Consider the following 15650-nt stretch of genomic DNA (forward strand, 5'->3'; position numbering starts at 1 on the left):
CAGGCGGAGCGGTGACGGAACGCATGGCGGACGGCTGGCGCGACGGCTACGTTCCGGCCGAGCTCAACGGTTTCATCGGCCGCCGGGAGCTGCTCACCTCGGCGAAGGCGCGGCTGGCCGACCCGGGTGTACGGCTGCTGTCCCTGACCGGCGCCGGCGGAACGGGCAAGACCCGGCTCGCGATGCGGCTGGCGAGCGAGGCGCGCCGCGCCCACCCCGACGGAGCGTGGTGGGTCGACCTCGCCTCCCACACCGACCCGGCCTCGGCCGGGCGGGTCATCCTGGACGCGCTGCCCATCGACGACGTGTCGGCGCGGGAGTCCGGCGACGTCCTGGTCGCGGAGCTGAGCAGGCGGGCGGCCCTGCTCGTGCTCGACAACTGCGAGCACCTCGTCCCGACGCTGGCTCCCTTGGTGGTCCGTCTCCTGCGCGGCTGCCCCGAACTGCGGATCATCGCGACCAGCAGGGTGCCGTTGCGCTGTGCGGGTGAACACCTGATCGACGTGCCGCCGCTGAGCGTCCCGGCCGCGCCCGAACGCGCCGTCGTGACCGAGTACGAGGCCGTACGGCTGTTCGCGGCGCGCGCCTCCGCCGCGCGCGCGGACTTCGCGATCACGCCGCAGAACGCCCCCGACGCCGCGCGCCTGGTCGGGATGCTGGACGGCATCCCGCTCGCCATCGAACTCGCGGCGCCGCTCGTACGCATGATGTCGGTCGCGGAGATCGTGTCGATGCTGTCGGACTTCCGGCTGCGGACGCTCACGGAGGACGTGCACGCCCCGGCCCGTCACCGGACCCTCTGGGACAGCTTCGAGTGGAGCCACCGGCTGTGCTCGCCGGCCGAGCGGCTGCTGTGGGCCCGGCTGGCGGTGTTCGCGGGCGGCTTCACGATGGACGCGGCCGCCGCCGTCGCCGCGGACGGCGAGCTCGACGCCGGCCAGGTGCCGATGCTCCTCGGCGAGCTGGCCGCCAAGAGCATCATCGTCCCCGACACCGATTCCATTCCGACGCGGTACACCATGCTCGCGACCGTGCGGGAGTACGGGCTGGCCCGCCTCGGCGCGCGCGCCGGAGACCGGCCGGCACCGGAGGGGCGCCGGCCCGCGCCGCCGTCGGTCGACGAGACGGCCGCGCACCGCCGGCTCAGCGCGTACCTTCTCGACCGCGCCGAATGGTGCAGCCGGCACTGGTACGGGCAGGACGAGACCCGGTATCTGTGGGAGGCATGCCAGGACCTGCCGAACCACAGGGCCGTCCTGGACCGGTGCGCCGCCTCGACGACGCCGGAGGACGCGGAGGCCGGCGCCCGGCTCGCCGCCGCGCTGACCGCCATGCGGCTGTGGTTCTTCGGCGGGACGCTGGGCGAGGGCATGCGGACCCTGCTGCGAGCCGAGGCGGCCCTGGCCGGCGACCCGGCGGCCGCACCGCTCCGGCTGACGGTGCTCGCGCAGGCCGGCTGGATCGCGCTGTGCCTGGGCGACGAGGTCAACGCCGAGATCTTGGCGCGCCGCTGTCGAGCCCTGGCGCCGGCGGTGTCCGGAGACGGCGAGGCGGCGTTCGCGCTGGCCGTTCACCGCTTCTTCACCGCCACGACGGCCCTGTTCGTCCACGGCGACCCCGATGCGCTCGCGCTGTGGGCCGCCGTACGCGACGAGCTGGCCGCGATGAACGACACGCGTGTGCTGCCGATGGCCGAGATGCTCCACGCCATCGCCGCCGCGTTCACCGCGCCCGCGCGGGACGCCCTCGCCATCACCGACCGGCACCTCGCCGACGCCGGCGCCCACGGCGCGAGCTGGGCCGCCGCTTGGGCCCAATGGGCCCGTGCCGTGGCCGAGCTCCGGCACGGCGACCCGGCGTCCGCCGTCACGATGTTCCGGTCCGCGCTGCGCGCCCAGTGGGACATCGGCGAACGGTGGGGGTCGGTCTGGTGCGTGGAGTCGCTCGCGTGGTGCGCGGTGGCCCGCGGTCATCACGAAGAGGCCGCCCTGCTCCTCGGCGCCGCGCGGAACATGCAGCGGGCCCTCGGCGTGGCCATCCACCGGCTGCGTCCCTGGGCGGAGGCCCACGCGGCCTGCGCCGAACAGGCGCGGTCGGCCCTCGGCGACGCGTACGACGTGACCGAGAGCTACGGCGCGGAGATGGAACTCGACGCCGCGATCGACCTGGCGCTGAGCCAGTCGTCCAGCCCGCGGGCCGACGTTCCGGCCCGGCCGCGGCCGGTGAACCGGCTGCTCACCGACAAGCAGCACGCCGTGGCCGAGCTGATCGCCCAAGGGAAGACCGACAAGCAGATCGCCTCGGTGTTGTTCCTCAGTCCCCGTACCGTCCAGTCGCACGTGAGCGCCGCCCTCCGCAAACTGGGGTTCACCAGCCGGGCCGAGATCGCGGCATGGGTGGCCGAGCAGAACGGCGCGGCAACGGCCGCCTCGTCCTACGGGACAGCGGAAGATGATCGAGCGGAGAGGAGAAGGTACTGGACCAGCGACCGAAGCACCCCTCTTGCGGATTGAGTGTCTCGTGCGTCGCATGACACGATCGGTACACGCTGGTCGAGCCCTAGAGCGACACGCACCTCCTCTGGCGCATAGCGAAACCCGCCGTCGAACTCGTTCACTGCGACAAGGAAATAAATGCCCCGGCTCTCGAAGAAGTCGAGGACCGAGAAACTGTCGGCCAGGCGTCCCGCGTCGGCCACGACGATCGCGCCCAGTGCTCCGGCGGACAGTTCGTCCCACATGAACCAGAAGCGTTCCTGTCCGGGTGTGCCGAACAGGTAGAGCACGATGTTCTGCTGGGGAAGGGTTATCCGGCCGAAGTCGAAGGCCACGGTGGTCGTGGACTTGTCCGCCGTCCCGCCGAGGTCGTCGATCCCCACACTGGCCGTGGTGATGACCTCTTCCGTGTCAAGCGGTTCGATCTCGCTCGCCGCACCGACGAAGGTGGTCTTTCCGGCACCGAAACCGCCCGCGATCAGAACCTTGACCGGGGTGGGAGATATCTCAGAGTCGTTGTAGACCATCGAGCAATGCCTCCAGTAGGGCACGGTCTTCGGCGCCGGACAGTGGGGACGAGACTCGGGTCGCCATGGCACCGCGGTCAAGGAGATCCGCGATGAGAACCTTGGTGACGGCCAGGGGGAGGCGTATGTGCGCGGCCACTTCGGTGACGGATATCGGGGTATGGCAGAGTTCCAGCACCCTGACGTGCTCCGGATCCATCTCCGGGGTGGGGCCGCCGGTGGCGACCACCAGGGAGAGCATGTCCAGGTGCACGGTCGGATGAGTGCGGCCCTCGTTGACCGTGTACGGACGAATCAGCGGGCCGGCGTCGTCGTCGAGCCAGACTTCCTCGTCACCGGCTGCCATTTCGACGGCTTTCGTTGCCTGAGGCGGAGAACGACGGGCGTACCGCCGTTTCCAGGAAGGGCTGGACCGCCTTGATCAACCGGGCCATCTCCATTCCGATGATGGCCGGGTCGGCCTCGGCCCTGGCCAGGACGGCGAGAACCGAGTTGAAGCCGGCCCAGGAGATGAACAGCTGACTGGACTCCAGTTCGGCCACGACCTGGCGGACCTTGTTGCCCCCGTCGAGTTTCGTGCCGGCGGACCGCGCCATGGAGAAGAGCCCGGAGGCGAGTGCGGCGAGATATTCCGAGTTGGCGCGATCAAGGCCGTAGGCGGCCTTCGTGATCCCGTCGGAGGACAACAGCACGCTTCCCCTGATGAGGGGGACCTCCTGGGACAGACCTTGCAGCAGCCAGGCGAGATCTGAGGCCTGGTTGGGAGAAACGGCGCTCAAAGGATGCTCCTAACGAGTTTCGTGCTCTATGAACCGGCCTCGTCGGTCCTGTCCACCGGGTCCGCTTCCTGACCGCTGGCCATGCCCCGCTTGAAGGCGGCCATGAGCCGGTGGTTGTGGCCGATGTCCGCACCGTCGTCTCGTGGCGCGGGGGCATTGACGAGCTCGGGGGACAGATTCGTCTGCGGGCGGCGCCTCGGCAGGTCCGGACGGCGCCCGCCATTTGCCGGAGGGCCGGGGTCGTTCCATCCACTCGTCTGCATGGCGGACGTCGCGATGCCTTCGGGCGGCGGGGCCGGGCGGGCGCCGCCCTCCTCATGCGCGGGACGCACCGGGCCGCGCATTGGGTCCCCTGCCCCGCCTGACGGCTGAGACATCGGCCGGGCGGGTTCGGGCGGCGCCGCCGGTCGTCGTGCACCGCCCTCGGTGCCGATCGGATCGACCAGCTCCTTCGGGATCACGATCACGGCCTGGGTGCCGGCGAACATGTTGGTCTGCAGCCTGACGGTGATCTTGTGCCGGCGTGCGAGGGCCGACACCACCAGCAGCCCGATACGACCGTCGCGCACCAGTTCGTCGGCGTCGAATCGCTCCGGGTCGGCGAGCAGGTCGTTCAGCCGGCGCTGGGTCTCCCGCGGGATGCCGAGGCCGCGGTCCTCGATCTCGACCGCCAGGCCGGCCGTCACGGCCTCCACCCGGAGCACGACCTTGGTGTGCGGTGGCGAGTACTTGGTGGCGTTCTCCACGAGCTCGGCGAACAGATGGATGAGGTTCGCCACCGCGCCGCCTTCGAGCGTCCCCTCGACGGGCGGCATGATCTTGACCCGGTTGAAGTCCTCGACCTCTGCGACAGCCGAGCGCAGTACCTCGTAGACCCTGACCGGCCTGCTCCACTGGCGCCTGGACGCGGTACCGCCGATCACGGCGAGGCTTTCGGCCTGGCGGCGCAGGCGCGTGCTGAGGTGGTCGACCCTGAAAAGGCCCTTGAGGAGGTCCGGGTCCTCGACCCGGTTCTCCAGTTCGTCGAGCTTCTGAAGCGCGCGATGGGACAGCGTCTGCATGCGCCGGGCGAGGTTGACGAAGACCTCGACCCGCTGCGAGGGGGCCGCCGCGACCCGCACCTCCCTCGGGCCCTGAGCGATCACCGATTCGAGTTCGCTCAGCCGCCGTCGCAGATTCTCGTTGTCGGACGCCGAACGACCGAGGAGCTCGTGCTCCCGCCGTGTCACCTTCTCCGCCGCGACGATGGCACCGCACACGACGGCCACCGCTCCGGCGGCGGCGAGGACCACTGTCGCCGCGGCCGCCCGGGAGAAGGTCCCGGCGACGACCAGGACCGCCACCGCGGCCCCTCCCAGGCAGGCGATGAGAACCGCCGGGACAATGGAAAGGTACAGGTGCGAAGAATGGAAACCGACCGCAGGGCGCTCGCCGTTCTCGGAATGTCGACGGTGCCGTCCGTCTCCGGTTCCGGCGGGATGTGCGGGGTACCTGGGAATTTCGGGCATCGATGTCCTTGGTGACGATTCTAGGAGGCTGCGCCCGGCGGATATCCGTGCCCGTTCCGCAGATTCGCCCGTTGGTGGATCCTCTCCACGAGTTCGGCGGCCCGGGCTTTGATGAAGGCGACTCCCTGTGCACCCCAATCATGGGGCTCGGTGTCCACGACACAGATAGTGCCCAGCGTCCCGGCCTGGTCGATCAGCGGGGCACCAAGGTAGGCGCGAATGCCGATTTCGTCCACCACCGGGTTGCCGGCGAAGAGGTGATAGTCCATGACCTCGTTCAAGGCCATGGCATGCCGCCGCGTCACCACGTACATGCAGTACCCGTGATCGCAGGCCATGGTCCGGAACGGGTCCGTCGCCGGGTCGACGCCACGGTCGAGAGAGGACGGGTACAGCCCGGCGAAGTACTGCCGCTCGGGACCGATGAGGTTCACCATGGCGAACGGGGCGTCCAGCGATTGCGCCAGCTCGCGGGCGAACTCGTCGAACTCGGGATCGGGCTCCTCGCGGAGGTCCAGCTCCCGCAGCCGTGCCGCGCGGCGCGGCGCGTCCTCATCGACGGGGGTCACCAGGCGGAAGGCGTGGGGAAGGGTCATCACAGGCTCCTGCCCTAGGTCGTGTGGCGTGCATGAATGCGCCCGGAGCATAACGCCACAAGACGCTTTGGATCGTTCCAAGGTACAACGAGAGGAGTGATTCAGCATTTCGAAACCGGACGTCCGCCTCGCTGTGCAAAGTGTTTCTAGTGCATTCCCGGCGACGGTCTTACCGTGATCCATTGCTTCCTGGAGGAACGACCTCCCCGACACCCCGCGATGGAGCATTAGTGTCCCACCATCTCGATTCGCCACTCGCTCGGCAGGATCCACGTCTGGACATCTCCGACGTGTACGTCTTCCGAGGCGGCACGGGCACGGTCTTCGTGATGAACGTGAATCCGCTGTCCGGCGGTGGAGGTTTTCATCCGGAGGCGCGATACGAGTTCAGAATCGACACCGATGGCGACGCGGTCGAGGACCGCACCTATGTTCTCACCTTCGCGGACCGCGATCCTGATGGCGACCAGGCCTTCGAAGTCCACCGAATCGACGGAGCCGCGGCGCGCTTTCGCGACAGTGCCGGAACGGTCATCGCACAGGGCAGGACCCGGCAGGAGCTCATCGGCACGGGCGGTGCGCGGGTCTGGGCCGGCCCGGCCGCGGATCCGTTCTACATCAATGGCGCCGCCGTCGGAGCCGTCAAGGAGGCGGTCGCGAACGGCACACCCGTCGATTTCGCCGCCGTGGACCACGGTCATGCGACGAACCTGTTCGCCGGCACGAACGTCGGAGCCATCGTCCTGGAGATTCCCGACAGTGCCTTCGACGTCGCCGAGATCGGTTTCTGGGGGACGACGGCGCTTGCGACCGATGCCGGTGGCTGGCGCCAGATCAACCGGTGCGCGACTCCGCTCGTGAACACGATCTTCCACCCGGACGACTCGCAACGGGCCAGCGACTACAACACGACCCACCCGACCGAGGACAGGCTGCTTTACGGCCCGCTCGTGAGCGACGTGGTCACCAAGGTCGTCGCGGCGATGCGCACGAACGACGATCCGCGAGCGCACGCGCAGCAGGTGGTCGACACGATCTTCCCCGACATCCTCCGCTACCGGATCGGAACGCCGGCGAACTTCGGCTTCGCCGTTCGCAACGGGCGCGGGCTCACCGAGCCCTCACCGGAGGTGATGTTCGCGCTGGTGCTCAACAAGGCCGTACCACTGGGTATCGACGCCGGCTCCGCCGCGGGCGTCCCCGGCCCCGACTTCCCTTACCTCGCTCCTCCGGTGTAGGACCGGTCCACGCAGGACGGTGTCCTGCGCGGACCACCACGCGAGGCGGAAGAGGTTTCATGGTGCCCACGCTCAGCGCACTTCTGGAACACCCTGAGCTGGGGTTGCGTCTCCTCACTGGGGAGGCCGCGGGCATGTCGGAGGTCGAGTCGGCGCTTCTCGTCGACGGTGCGGATCTGGCCGTCCGGCCCGACTCGGCTCCCGGCATTCTCCGGCGGGTACTTCCCATCCTGTCGCTGTCCGCCGAGTCGCCGCCCGAGGTGCTCGACACCGCCGTGCGAAGACTCGGCGGCATGGGTTCCGCAGGCGTCGTGCTGGCCCCCGCTCTCCCGGACGGCCGAGAACCCGATCTCCGGGCAGTGACCACGTCGGCCGAACGTGCCGGCATACCGCTCCTGATGACACACCTTCCCTCGTCCCGGGCGTGGGCGCGGATCATGACGGTCATCAGAGAGGATCGGGCGCGCGCCATCGACGACTATCGGGAGATGCATCGGGAGGCGATGCGCCCGAACGGTCTTGAGTGCCTTCTGCGCTGGCTGGCACGACGCGTGACCGGAAACGTCGCGCTCCTCGACCGCATCGGCAGGGCACGGCACGCCTTTCCCGAACTTCCCCAGGACGTCCTGGACCAGGCGCAAGGCGAGATCCAACGCGTACTGAGCGGATTGGCCGGGGCGGCCGCGGTGAACCTCGGCTCAGGCGTCGTGAACGTCCAGTCGGTCGGTACGCCGGACAACGCCGGCGTGCTGGTGGTGACGCGGGAGAAACCATTTTCCCCACCCACGCGCTTCTTGATAGCGGACGCGTCCCGGCTCGTCGGGTTGTGCTGGCGCGCGGAGGAGGACGCACGCCGCGGGCGACGCGCGGACCAGGCGGACGGACACACCAGGGAAGCCGTCCTCCACCTGCTCATGACGGGCAATGTCCAGGGCGCCCGTCGTGTGGCGGGCGCGATCGGACCGAGCCTGGCGGACGAGGTCCGTGTCTACGTCATGGAGAGCCCCGCGAAAGCGCGCGGCGAATTGGTCACTCACTGCGAGGAGGCGTCGGAGGGCCGGGCATGGATCGTCAAATGTCCCGTCTACAGGCGGCACATCATCGTTCTCGCACCGGCCACAGATGATACTGACGCGATGGAAGAGGCCCTCCGGGGCTGGGCCCGCCCATCGAACGGCATCAGTATCGGCGGTAGCGAGATCGTCGCGCTCCGCGACCTGGAATCGGCGTACGGGCAGGCGTTTCACGCGCTCGCGTTGGCGCGCGGGCAAGGCACGGGCTACGCGCGTTTCAGCCCGAGCGGAGACCTCGCCGCGCTGTTGCGCCCCCGCGCCCGCGAATGGGCGGAAGCGACGCTCGAACCGCTGTCCGCCTACCGCCCCAAGCGCAAGCAGGATCCCGATGCACCCGAACTGACCGCGACGCTCCGAGCATGGCTGGACTTCAACGGTGGCGCCGCGCGCCAGTTGAAGATCCACCGCAACACCCTGGTCGCTCGGCTGCGGCACATCGAAGGGCTCCTCGGACGATCACTCCACGACATGGGAACGCAATCAAGCCTTCACCTGGCACTCCGCATCCTGGACGGCCCGGGAGGAGACGGCGACCAGGTGCCCCTTGACGCGCTACTGGACGATCCCGAGGTCGGCCGCTGGGCCCACTTGCAACTTTCCCCACTCCTTGAGCGAGACCCCAAGCCCTACCTGAAAACACTCCGTGTATGGCTGGCCAACAACGCTCGCATAGAACCGACCGCATCGACACTCGACATCTCGATACCCGGTGCGCGAAAGCGGCTGACCCGTGTCGAAACGATGCTCGGCCGCTCGCTCCTGAACGGCCCCTCAGCCCGCTACGACCTATGGTTCGCCCTGAAGGTCCGCGACTCGCAAGCCGCATCGACCACTTCCAAATGACCAGCGCGGACCGCCTGTGGTGTGTCGGTGCGCTGGACGCGGTCACCGTCGCCCCACGCCGTCCGCCAGGTGCTCTCCTCCCACACCCCGAGCCGACCCACCATCCGGCGATCCTGAATCACGGTTATGTGTATTTGGCACCCTGGATATCACGCCTTGTGTGGAATGGAGGGTATGGAACGTTCCGTTCACTTTGTCGGTAGTCTGCCGCCGGATCTGTCGACCAGCCCCCGTCAGGCCATGGAGTGGGTCCTCGATCATGCCCGCGGCCACCGGCTGATCTCCCTGCCCTGCGATCTCGACCCGAACTGGGTCATCGCCTACCTACGGGACCTCGCCGAGCGGGAGGCGTTCGAGATCAAGCGGCCCGGCGAGTACGCCGACTACGACGACATGCGCACCCACGGCGTTCGGCGCGGCCGGCGGTTGCGGCCCGATGACGTGTCGATGCGCCGCACCGAACGGTTGCGCGAGATCGTGGACGAGTTCCGTGCGCTGCGCGCCGAGCGCCCAGAGCTCGCCGACGTCCGTCTGCAGATCAGCCTCCCCAGCCCGCTCGACCTGGCGATCTTCGTGTTCGCCGGCCGGCCGTGGTCGTCCCTGCGGTACCTGCCGGTGTTCGCTCAGGCCGTCGTGGACGAGGTGGCGGACCTGGCGGCCTACGCCGGACCGGACGTCGTCTGGCAGCTTGAGACGCCGTCCGTGCTGATCGGCATGGACATGGCCAGGCGCGCTCCCGGAGGGCCGGCCCTGGCCGCGCGGCTCATGGCCGCCCAGGTCGCGAGCCTGATCGCGCGCTTCCCCGACGACGCTCAAGTGATCTTGCATCTGTGCTACGGCAACTACCGCAACACCGAGATGTTCGCGCCCCGCGACCTCGGCTCGGCCGTCCGATACCTCGACCTCCTCGCGGACGCGCTGCGCCGCCGCGGCCGGCGCCTGCCGCCGGTGCACCTCCCTGCGGCCTACGGCGCGCACCCCGCGCCGCGTACCGAGGCGTTCTACCGGCCGCTGAGCCGGCTCGCCCCGGAGTGGAAGGTCATCGCTGGGATCGCGGCGGCGGCCGACCCGGCGGGCGGCGTAGAGAGCCTGCGGCTGTTCGAGGCCGCCGCGGGCCGCGAGGCATACGCGGTGGCCACGGCCTGCGGCCTCGGACGGCACACCGCCGACGAGGCCGAAGAGGCGGTCAAGGCGATGACCGCTGCCGCCGACGCCTAGCAGGGGGTGAGACCGGCAACGCCGCCGCCGAGCGGTTCGCCTCGCCTTTGAGGCGAACCGCTCGGCGTGACGTCGTCGGTCAGGACAGTTCCCACGCCTGCTCGACGTGGCCGACGCACTCCCAGTTCACAACGGCGCCCCCGCCGGCGAAGTTCGCGGCGACGATGGTGAGGCAGTGGTTGTTGACCCCGCTGACCAGCCTGTCTCCGTCGAAGTGCCACTTCTGCCCGTTTGCGGTGTTGCAGTCGTAGAGGTTGATGGCGGCTCCGTTGCCCCCGTTCCCGCCCCGGACGTCCAGGCACTTGTCGCCGGGGAGATCGCTCTTGATCCTTCCGTTGTCGTCGAAGGTCCACCGCTGGTTGCTGCCGCCATGGCAGCCCCACACGGTGACCAGGGCGCCATTGCCGGTGTTGCCGTCGGCGACTTCGAGGCACAGGTCGCCGGCCGTCCGGGGCTTGATCAGCACGCCGGCGAGCCGCTGGGATTCCGGACGCGGCGCGGGCGCCGCCGAAGCCGAGGGGAAGGCCCACAGCCCGCCGAGCATGGCGATGGCCGGCAGCAGCGCCAGCATCGAGGATCTGCGCATCGTGCTCTCCAATCCTGTCCTGGGGTCATCCGCCGCACCGGCGGTGACCCGCGCTGTCAGCCCCAACGGTCGCCCGGGCAGCGGGCGCGGAGGTATCCCCAGCTCTTGGGGGTTGTCGTGGGCACGAAGCCGTGGCACGGCAGTGAGTGATGGCACTATGTGCCCGTTGAGCTGCGTTGCGTCGCCGATACTGGCCGGGTGGGCACTGGAGAGAGCGCATCTGGCGTCGCGGTGATCGGGGCCGCAGCGGAGGTCGGCTCCACTACGGAGCTGGGCACGGTGATCTCACGGTGGATCAGGACCGTAATACCGCACGAGGGGTACATGCTCGCCGCGGTGGACCCGCTCACCGGCGTCGGGTGCTTCCTGGCAAGAGAGCACGGCTACAGCCCGGCGGCAGCCCGCCGGCTGACCCTGGGCGACCGGCTGGATGGCGATCACCCCTTTCCCTTCGAACGGCTGGTGGAGGGTTCGTGCCGGGTGGGCGTCCTCAACACCGACGCTCCGGGCCTGCGCCGCAACGCCGCGATGCGCTCCGTGATGGCCGACCAGGGCGTCGGTAGCGAGTTGCGTGTCGCGTTGGTCGAGGCCGGAACCGCATGGGGCGGACTGGTCCTGCTCCGCCCTCGGGGAGCCCGGCCGTTCTCAGTGGCCGAGGCGGCCCGCGCTCAGCGGCTCGGCCGGGACGTCGTCGCCGCGATGAGACGCTATGCGACGGGCGCACCGCCAGAGCCCAGCAGGCTCGGCCGACCGCCAGGCGTGCTCGTCGTCGGAGCCGATGAGGTGGTCGTGGCGGCCACACCATCGGCGCGCGATTGGATCGGCGAGTTGGAGACCTTGCCCGCCCACGCACTCGCTGCGCCGCACATGCCGATGGAAAGCACCATCTGGAACCTGACCCAGGCCGCACGCCGCTCGGACACGCCCGCGCTCACCCGCGTCCCGACCCGGCGCGGATGGATCGTACTGCGCGCCCAGCCGATGACCGGCGATAAGGAGAGCGCGGTGGCCGTGACGATCCAGGCGGCCACCGGCACCGAACTGCTGCCCGCGATGGCGCTCTGGCACGGCCTGACTCCCAAGGAACGCGCGGTCATCGACCACGTCCTTGAGGGGCAGGCCACCAAACAGATCGCCCGGCGCCTGGGAATGTCGCCCCACACCGTCAATGACCACTTCAAATCGATCTACCGCAAGCTCGGTGTGTCCGCCCAGTGTCCGCCCGAGAGGAGTTGATCGCCAGACTCCTCGGCTGATTCGCGTGCATGGTGCGGCCGTCGGGATGGCTCCCTAGCCGCGATCTGAACTCTTGGTGTTGAGGATCTCGCGGGCCTGCTCTGCGGCGCGGATGAGCCCTTCGGTGACGAAGTCGAGGAAGCGGGCGGCGTTCTCCAGGCGGGCGGCGGCCGGGGTGCCGGGGCCGAGGACGGCGACGCCTTGGCGGGCGGTCTGGACGAACTGGTCATTGTCCCGGGCACTGCGGATCATCGACTTGTACCAAAGGTCGTCGTCGACGACGTACCGCTCGCGGCGGCCTTCGGCGCTCTCCCGGCGGACGAGGTCCAGGCCTTCCAGGAACGCGATCGCCTTGGAGACGGACGCCGGGCTGACCCGGAGGCGCCGGGCGAGTTCGGATGCGGTGAGGCTGCCGGCGTCGGTGGTGTAGAGGCAGGCCATTACCCGGGCCATCATCGTGGGCAGGCCTGAGGTCATGAGGACGGTGGTGAGGGTCTCTTCGTACTCCTGTACGGCCTTGGCGTCGCGTCCATATGGGAGGGAGACCGGTTCCGCCCCCCGGGGAGCGGCCTGCCTGCGCCGTTGGGTGCGCTGCTGTGTGGCGCGGTGGGCCAGTTCTGCGCGGTAGCCGGTGGGGCCGCCGTTGCGCATCACCTCACGCGTGATCGTGGAGGTCGGACGGTCGAGACGTCGGGCGATCTCGGCGTAGGCCAGGCCGTCGGCCAGCCCGGCCGCGATCTGCTGGCGCTCCTGCTGGGTGAGCCTGCCTCCCGGCATCACGACCCCTTTCCTGCCCCACGGGTGCCGCCGTAGGTGCTGCTCGGTGTTGCTCGACACCTCGACCATAGCGTTCACCTTCAACACATTGCAACGGAAGATGCTCTCATTGTTGCGTTAAACGACAGACCGTTGCAATGATTATAGTGCTTCTACCTGCATAGATAGCGGTCTAGGGCAAAGATCTTGTTGTGTGAAACTGGAAAGCAACGTAGCTTTTCCAGTGTTCGAAACAACGAGCCGCAAGCACAAGGAGCACACGATGAACACCTTCGCCACCCCCGCCCCGATCACCGCGACCTTCGCCCTGCCCGCCGGCCGGATCCAGGTCATCGCCGCCGACCGCACCGACACCGCGGTCGAGGTCCGGCCCGCCAACCCCGCCAAGAGCCGCGACGTGAAGGCCGCCGAGCAGACCACCGTCGACTACGGCGACGGGGTGCTGCGGGTGGTGGCCGCGGCGGGCAACCAGATCCTCGGCCCGTCCGGCAGCGTGGAGGTGACGGTCAAGCTGCCCGCCGGTTCCCGGGTCGAGGCCCAGGCGACCGCCACCGAACTGCGGGCCGTCGGGCGCCTGGGTGACGTCGCGTTCGACGGCGCCTACCGCCAGATCAAGATCGACGAGGCCGAGAGCGTCCATCTCACCGCGACCGACGGTGACGTCGAGGTCGGACGGCTGCGCGGCCCCGCCCAGATCAGCACCGCACGGGGCGACATCACCATCGCCGAGGCCATGGGCGGCCAGGTCGTGCTGAACACCCAGTCCGGCGACATCACCATCTCCGCCGCCACCGGAGTTTCATCCTCGCTGGATGCCGGCACCTCCTACGGCCGCATCACCAACAGCTTGAAGAACGACGGCGCCGCCGAACTGGACATCCGCGCCACCACCTCCCAGGGCGACATCACCGCCCGCAGCCTCTGACCAGCAGGCCCCGACCCCCAGCCCCCCGACCCCCAGCCCCCCGAGGAGCATCCATCATGACGAACCTGGCCATCGCAGCGAACGGGCTGCGCAAGACCTACCCCGACAAGAAAGGCGAGAAGGTCGTGCTCGACGGTGTCGACCTGGCCGTCCCCGAAGGCTCCGTCTTCTCCCTGCTCGGCCCCAACGGCGCCGGCAAGACCACCACCGTGCAGATCCTGTCCACCCTGATCCGCGCCGACGGCGGCACCGTCCAGGTCGCCGGGTTCGATCTGGACCGGCAGGCCGACGACGTGCGTGGCGCGATCGGGGTGACCGGGCAGTACTCGGCGGTCGACAAGCTGCTCACCGGCCAGGAGAACCTGCTGCTGATGGCCGACCTGCACCACCTGTCGCGTAAGGACGGCAGGAGCAAGGCCGCCGAACTGCTGGAGCGGTTCGACCTGGTGGAGGCGGCCGGCAAGCCCGCCTCCACCTACTCCGGCGGCATGCAGCGCCGTCTGGACCTGGCGATGACCCTGGTCGGCGACCCCCGCCTGATCTTCCTGGACGAGCCCACCACCGGCCTGGACCCGCGCAGCCGCCGCGCCATGTACCAGATCATCCGCGACCTGGTCACCGCCGGCGTCACCATCTTCCTGACCACCCAGTACCTGGAAGAAGCCGACGAACTCGCCGACCAGATCGCCCTGCTGGACCACGGACGCCTGATCGCCCAAGGCACCTCCGAAGAACTCAAACGCCTCATCCCCGGCGGCCACGTCTCCCTGCGGTTCACCGACGACGACTCACTCAAGACCGCCCTCGACACGCTCGGCCAGGGCTTCCTGGACCCGGCCGACGACGACCGGCTCACCCTGCAGGTCCCCTCCGACGTCGGTGTCGCCTCACTACGCCAACTGCTCACCCGGCTGGACACCGCCGGCATCGAACCGGCCGACCTCAGCATCCACACCCCCGACCTCGACGACGTCTTCCTCACCCTCACCGGCCAGAACACCGGCCAGCACACCGGCCAGCACACCGGCCAGAACACCGACCAGAACGCCGAGGCCCTCTGATGAGCACTCTCACCCTCTCTCTGGCCGTGCGCGACTCCTCCACCATGGTCCGCCGCCAGCTCAAACGCCTGATCCGCTACCCCTCCATGACCATCCAGCTGGTCATCACCCCCGTCATCCTGCTACTGCTGTTCGTCTACGTCTTCGGCGGCACCCTCGGCGCCGGCATCGGCGGCGGCCGCGACACCTACGTCAACTACGTCCTGCCCGGCATCCTGCTCATGGCCGTGGCCACCGCCGCCACCGGAACCGCCGTCATGGTCGCCACCGACATGACCGAAGGCATCATCGCCCGCTTCCGCACCATGCGGATCTCCCGCGCCTCGGTCCTGACCGGCCACGTCGTCGGCGCCGTCATCCAGCAACTGCTCGGCATCGCCGCCCTGCTCGGCGTCGCCCTGGCCATCGACTTCAACCCCAACGCCACCCCCGTCGAATGGCTCGCCGCCGCCGGCCTGCTCACCCTGTTCGCCCTGGCCATCACCTGGCTCGCGGTCGCCCTCGGCCTCAAAGCCCAGACCCCCGAGTCCGCCAGCAACGCACCCATGCCCCTCATCCTGCTGCCCTTCCTGGGCAGCGGCTTCGTCCCCACCGACTCCATGCCCACCCTCCTGCGCTGGTTCGCCGAATACCAGCCCTTCACCCCCATCATGGAAACCATCCGCGGACTCCTGCTCGGCACCCCCATCGGCAACAACGCCGCAATCGCCACCGCCTGGTGCACCGGCATCGCCGCCCTCTCCTACCTGTGGGCCAAGCACACCTACAACAAAGCCTGACCATGAACC

General features: G+C 69.2%; 15 protein-coding genes. 8 read left to right on the top strand and 7 right to left on the bottom strand.

The window, feature by feature from the left end; all coding sequences use genetic code 11:
• Positions 1–11 precede the first annotated feature (11 nt).
• Positions 12–2513, top strand: a complete 2502-nt coding sequence (locus ACQPXG_RS07920) for an ATP-binding protein (protein ID WP_433466962.1) — start codon at positions 12–14, stop codon at positions 2511–2513.
• On the opposite strand, the gene ACQPXG_RS07925 is transcribed toward ACQPXG_RS07920, so the two are convergent.
• The 5 genes from ACQPXG_RS07925 to ACQPXG_RS07945 form a co-directional block, all read right to left on the bottom strand.
• Complete coding sequence (locus ACQPXG_RS07925; RefSeq protein ID WP_433466963.1) at positions 2435–3022, bottom strand: GTP-binding protein; 588 nt, start codon at positions 3020–3022, stop codon at positions 2435–2437. The genes ACQPXG_RS07920 and ACQPXG_RS07925 overlap by 79 nt on opposite strands.
• Positions 3003–3368, bottom strand: coding sequence for a DUF742 domain-containing protein (locus tag ACQPXG_RS07930; protein WP_433466964.1), 366 nt, complete (start codon positions 3366–3368; stop codon positions 3003–3005). Before ACQPXG_RS07930 ends, ACQPXG_RS07925 begins: the two co-directional genes overlap by 20 nt.
• Complete coding sequence (locus ACQPXG_RS07935) at positions 3355–3801, bottom strand: roadblock/LC7 domain-containing protein (RefSeq protein ID WP_433466965.1); 447 nt, start codon at positions 3799–3801, stop codon at positions 3355–3357. Before ACQPXG_RS07935 ends, ACQPXG_RS07930 begins: the two co-directional genes overlap by 14 nt.
• A 26-nt stretch (positions 3802–3827) precedes the next feature.
• Complete coding sequence (locus tag ACQPXG_RS07940; protein ID WP_433466966.1) at positions 3828–5144, bottom strand: ATP-binding protein; 1317 nt, start codon at positions 5142–5144, stop codon at positions 3828–3830.
• Between the two features lie 185 nt (positions 5145–5329).
• Positions 5330–5905, bottom strand: coding sequence for a GAF domain-containing protein (locus ACQPXG_RS07945; protein ID WP_433466967.1), 576 nt, complete (start codon positions 5903–5905; stop codon positions 5330–5332).
• Between the two features lie 230 nt (positions 5906–6135).
• Here ACQPXG_RS07945 and ACQPXG_RS07950 point away from each other — a divergent pair, with 230 nt between their 5' ends.
• The 3 genes from ACQPXG_RS07950 (at position 6136) to ACQPXG_RS07960 (ending at position 10277) form a co-directional block, all read left to right on the top strand.
• Positions 6136–7143 (top strand): DUF4331 family protein, encoded by a 1008-nt coding sequence (locus ACQPXG_RS07950; RefSeq protein ID WP_433466968.1) that lies wholly within the window; start codon positions 6136–6138, stop codon positions 7141–7143.
• Between the two features lie 134 nt (positions 7144–7277).
• Positions 7278–9059 carry a PucR family transcriptional regulator gene (locus ACQPXG_RS07955; protein ID WP_433466969.1) on the top strand — a complete coding sequence of 594 codons (1782 nt, stop codon included), beginning with the start codon at positions 7278–7280 and terminating at the stop codon, positions 9057–9059.
• Between the two features lie 240 nt (positions 9060–9299).
• Positions 9300–10277, top strand: coding sequence for a hypothetical protein (locus ACQPXG_RS07960; protein WP_433466970.1), 978 nt, complete (start codon positions 9300–9302; stop codon positions 10275–10277).
• A gap of 79 nt (positions 10278–10356) precedes the next feature.
• Here the strand turns inward: ACQPXG_RS07960 and ACQPXG_RS07965 are convergent, their stop codons facing one another.
• Complete coding sequence (locus ACQPXG_RS07965) at positions 10357–10863, bottom strand: RICIN domain-containing protein (protein ID WP_433466971.1); 507 nt, start codon at positions 10861–10863, stop codon at positions 10357–10359.
• A 324-nt stretch (positions 10864–11187) separates the two neighbouring features.
• On the opposite strand from ACQPXG_RS07965, the gene ACQPXG_RS07970 reads away from it, so the two are divergent.
• The gene (locus ACQPXG_RS07970; RefSeq protein WP_433466972.1) at positions 11188–12099 is read left to right on the top strand and encodes a response regulator transcription factor; all 912 of its coding nucleotides are present in this window, start codon (positions 11188–11190) and stop codon (positions 12097–12099) included.
• A 54-nt stretch (positions 12100–12153) separates the two neighbouring features.
• Here ACQPXG_RS07970 and ACQPXG_RS07975 read toward each other — a convergent pair whose 3' ends face one another.
• Positions 12154–12876, bottom strand: a complete 723-nt coding sequence (locus ACQPXG_RS07975; protein ID WP_433469918.1) for a helix-turn-helix domain-containing protein — start codon at positions 12874–12876, stop codon at positions 12154–12156.
• A gap of 262 nt (positions 12877–13138) precedes the next feature.
• Here ACQPXG_RS07975 and ACQPXG_RS07980 point away from each other — a divergent pair, with 262 nt between their 5' ends.
• From ACQPXG_RS07980 to ACQPXG_RS07990, 3 genes are read left to right on the top strand one after another with little or no spacing between them, the layout of a single operon-like run.
• Positions 13139–13801: a DUF4097 family beta strand repeat-containing protein gene (locus ACQPXG_RS07980; protein WP_433466450.1), complete on the top strand. Its 663-nt coding sequence runs from the start codon at positions 13139–13141 to the stop codon at positions 13799–13801.
• Between the two features lie 56 nt (positions 13802–13857).
• Positions 13858–14862, top strand: coding sequence for an ATP-binding cassette domain-containing protein (locus ACQPXG_RS07985; protein WP_433466973.1), 1005 nt, complete (start codon positions 13858–13860; stop codon positions 14860–14862).
• Positions 14862–15641: an ABC transporter permease gene (locus ACQPXG_RS07990; protein ID WP_433466974.1), complete on the top strand. Its 780-nt coding sequence runs from the start codon at positions 14862–14864 to the stop codon at positions 15639–15641. The genes ACQPXG_RS07985 and ACQPXG_RS07990 overlap by 1 nt, the downstream gene beginning before the upstream one ends.
• Positions 15642–15650: the final 9 nt, after the last annotated feature.

The organism is Spirillospora sp. CA-128828 (assembly GCF_050945415.1).
In the GTDB taxonomy this organism is placed as follows: domain Bacteria; phylum Actinomycetota; class Actinomycetes; order Streptosporangiales; family Streptosporangiaceae; genus Spirillospora.

Excerpts from the sequence above, each read along its gene's own strand:
- ACQPXG_RS07925 (WP_433466963.1), bottom strand. The coding sequence starts at position 3,022 with ATGGTCTACAACGACTCTGAGATATCTCCCACCCCGGTCAAGGTTCTG.
- ACQPXG_RS07930 (WP_433466964.1), bottom strand. The coding sequence starts at position 3,368 with ATGGCAGCCGGTGACGAGGAAGTCTGGCTCGACGACGACGCCGGCCCG.
- ACQPXG_RS07945 (WP_433466967.1), bottom strand. The coding sequence starts at position 5,905 with ATGACCCTTCCCCACGCCTTCCGCCTGGTGACCCCCGTCGATGAGGAC.
- ACQPXG_RS07955 (WP_433466969.1), top strand. The coding sequence starts at position 7,278 with ATGTCGGAGGTCGAGTCGGCGCTTCTCGTCGACGGTGCGGATCTGGCC.
- ACQPXG_RS07960 (WP_433466970.1), top strand. The coding sequence starts at position 9,300 with ATGGAGTGGGTCCTCGATCATGCCCGCGGCCACCGGCTGATCTCCCTG.
- ACQPXG_RS07965 (WP_433466971.1), bottom strand. The coding sequence starts at position 10,863 with ATGCGCAGATCCTCGATGCTGGCGCTGCTGCCGGCCATCGCCATGCTC.
- ACQPXG_RS07970 (WP_433466972.1), top strand. The coding sequence starts at position 11,188 with ATGCTCGCCGCGGTGGACCCGCTCACCGGCGTCGGGTGCTTCCTGGCA.
- ACQPXG_RS07975 (WP_433469918.1), bottom strand. The coding sequence starts at position 12,876 with ATGCCGGGAGGCAGGCTCACCCAGCAGGAGCGCCAGCAGATCGCGGCC.
- ACQPXG_RS07980 (WP_433466450.1), top strand. The coding sequence starts at position 13,139 with ATGAACACCTTCGCCACCCCCGCCCCGATCACCGCGACCTTCGCCCTG.
- ACQPXG_RS07985 (WP_433466973.1), top strand. The coding sequence starts at position 13,858 with ATGACGAACCTGGCCATCGCAGCGAACGGGCTGCGCAAGACCTACCCC.
- ACQPXG_RS07990 (WP_433466974.1), top strand. The coding sequence starts at position 14,862 with ATGAGCACTCTCACCCTCTCTCTGGCCGTGCGCGACTCCTCCACCATG.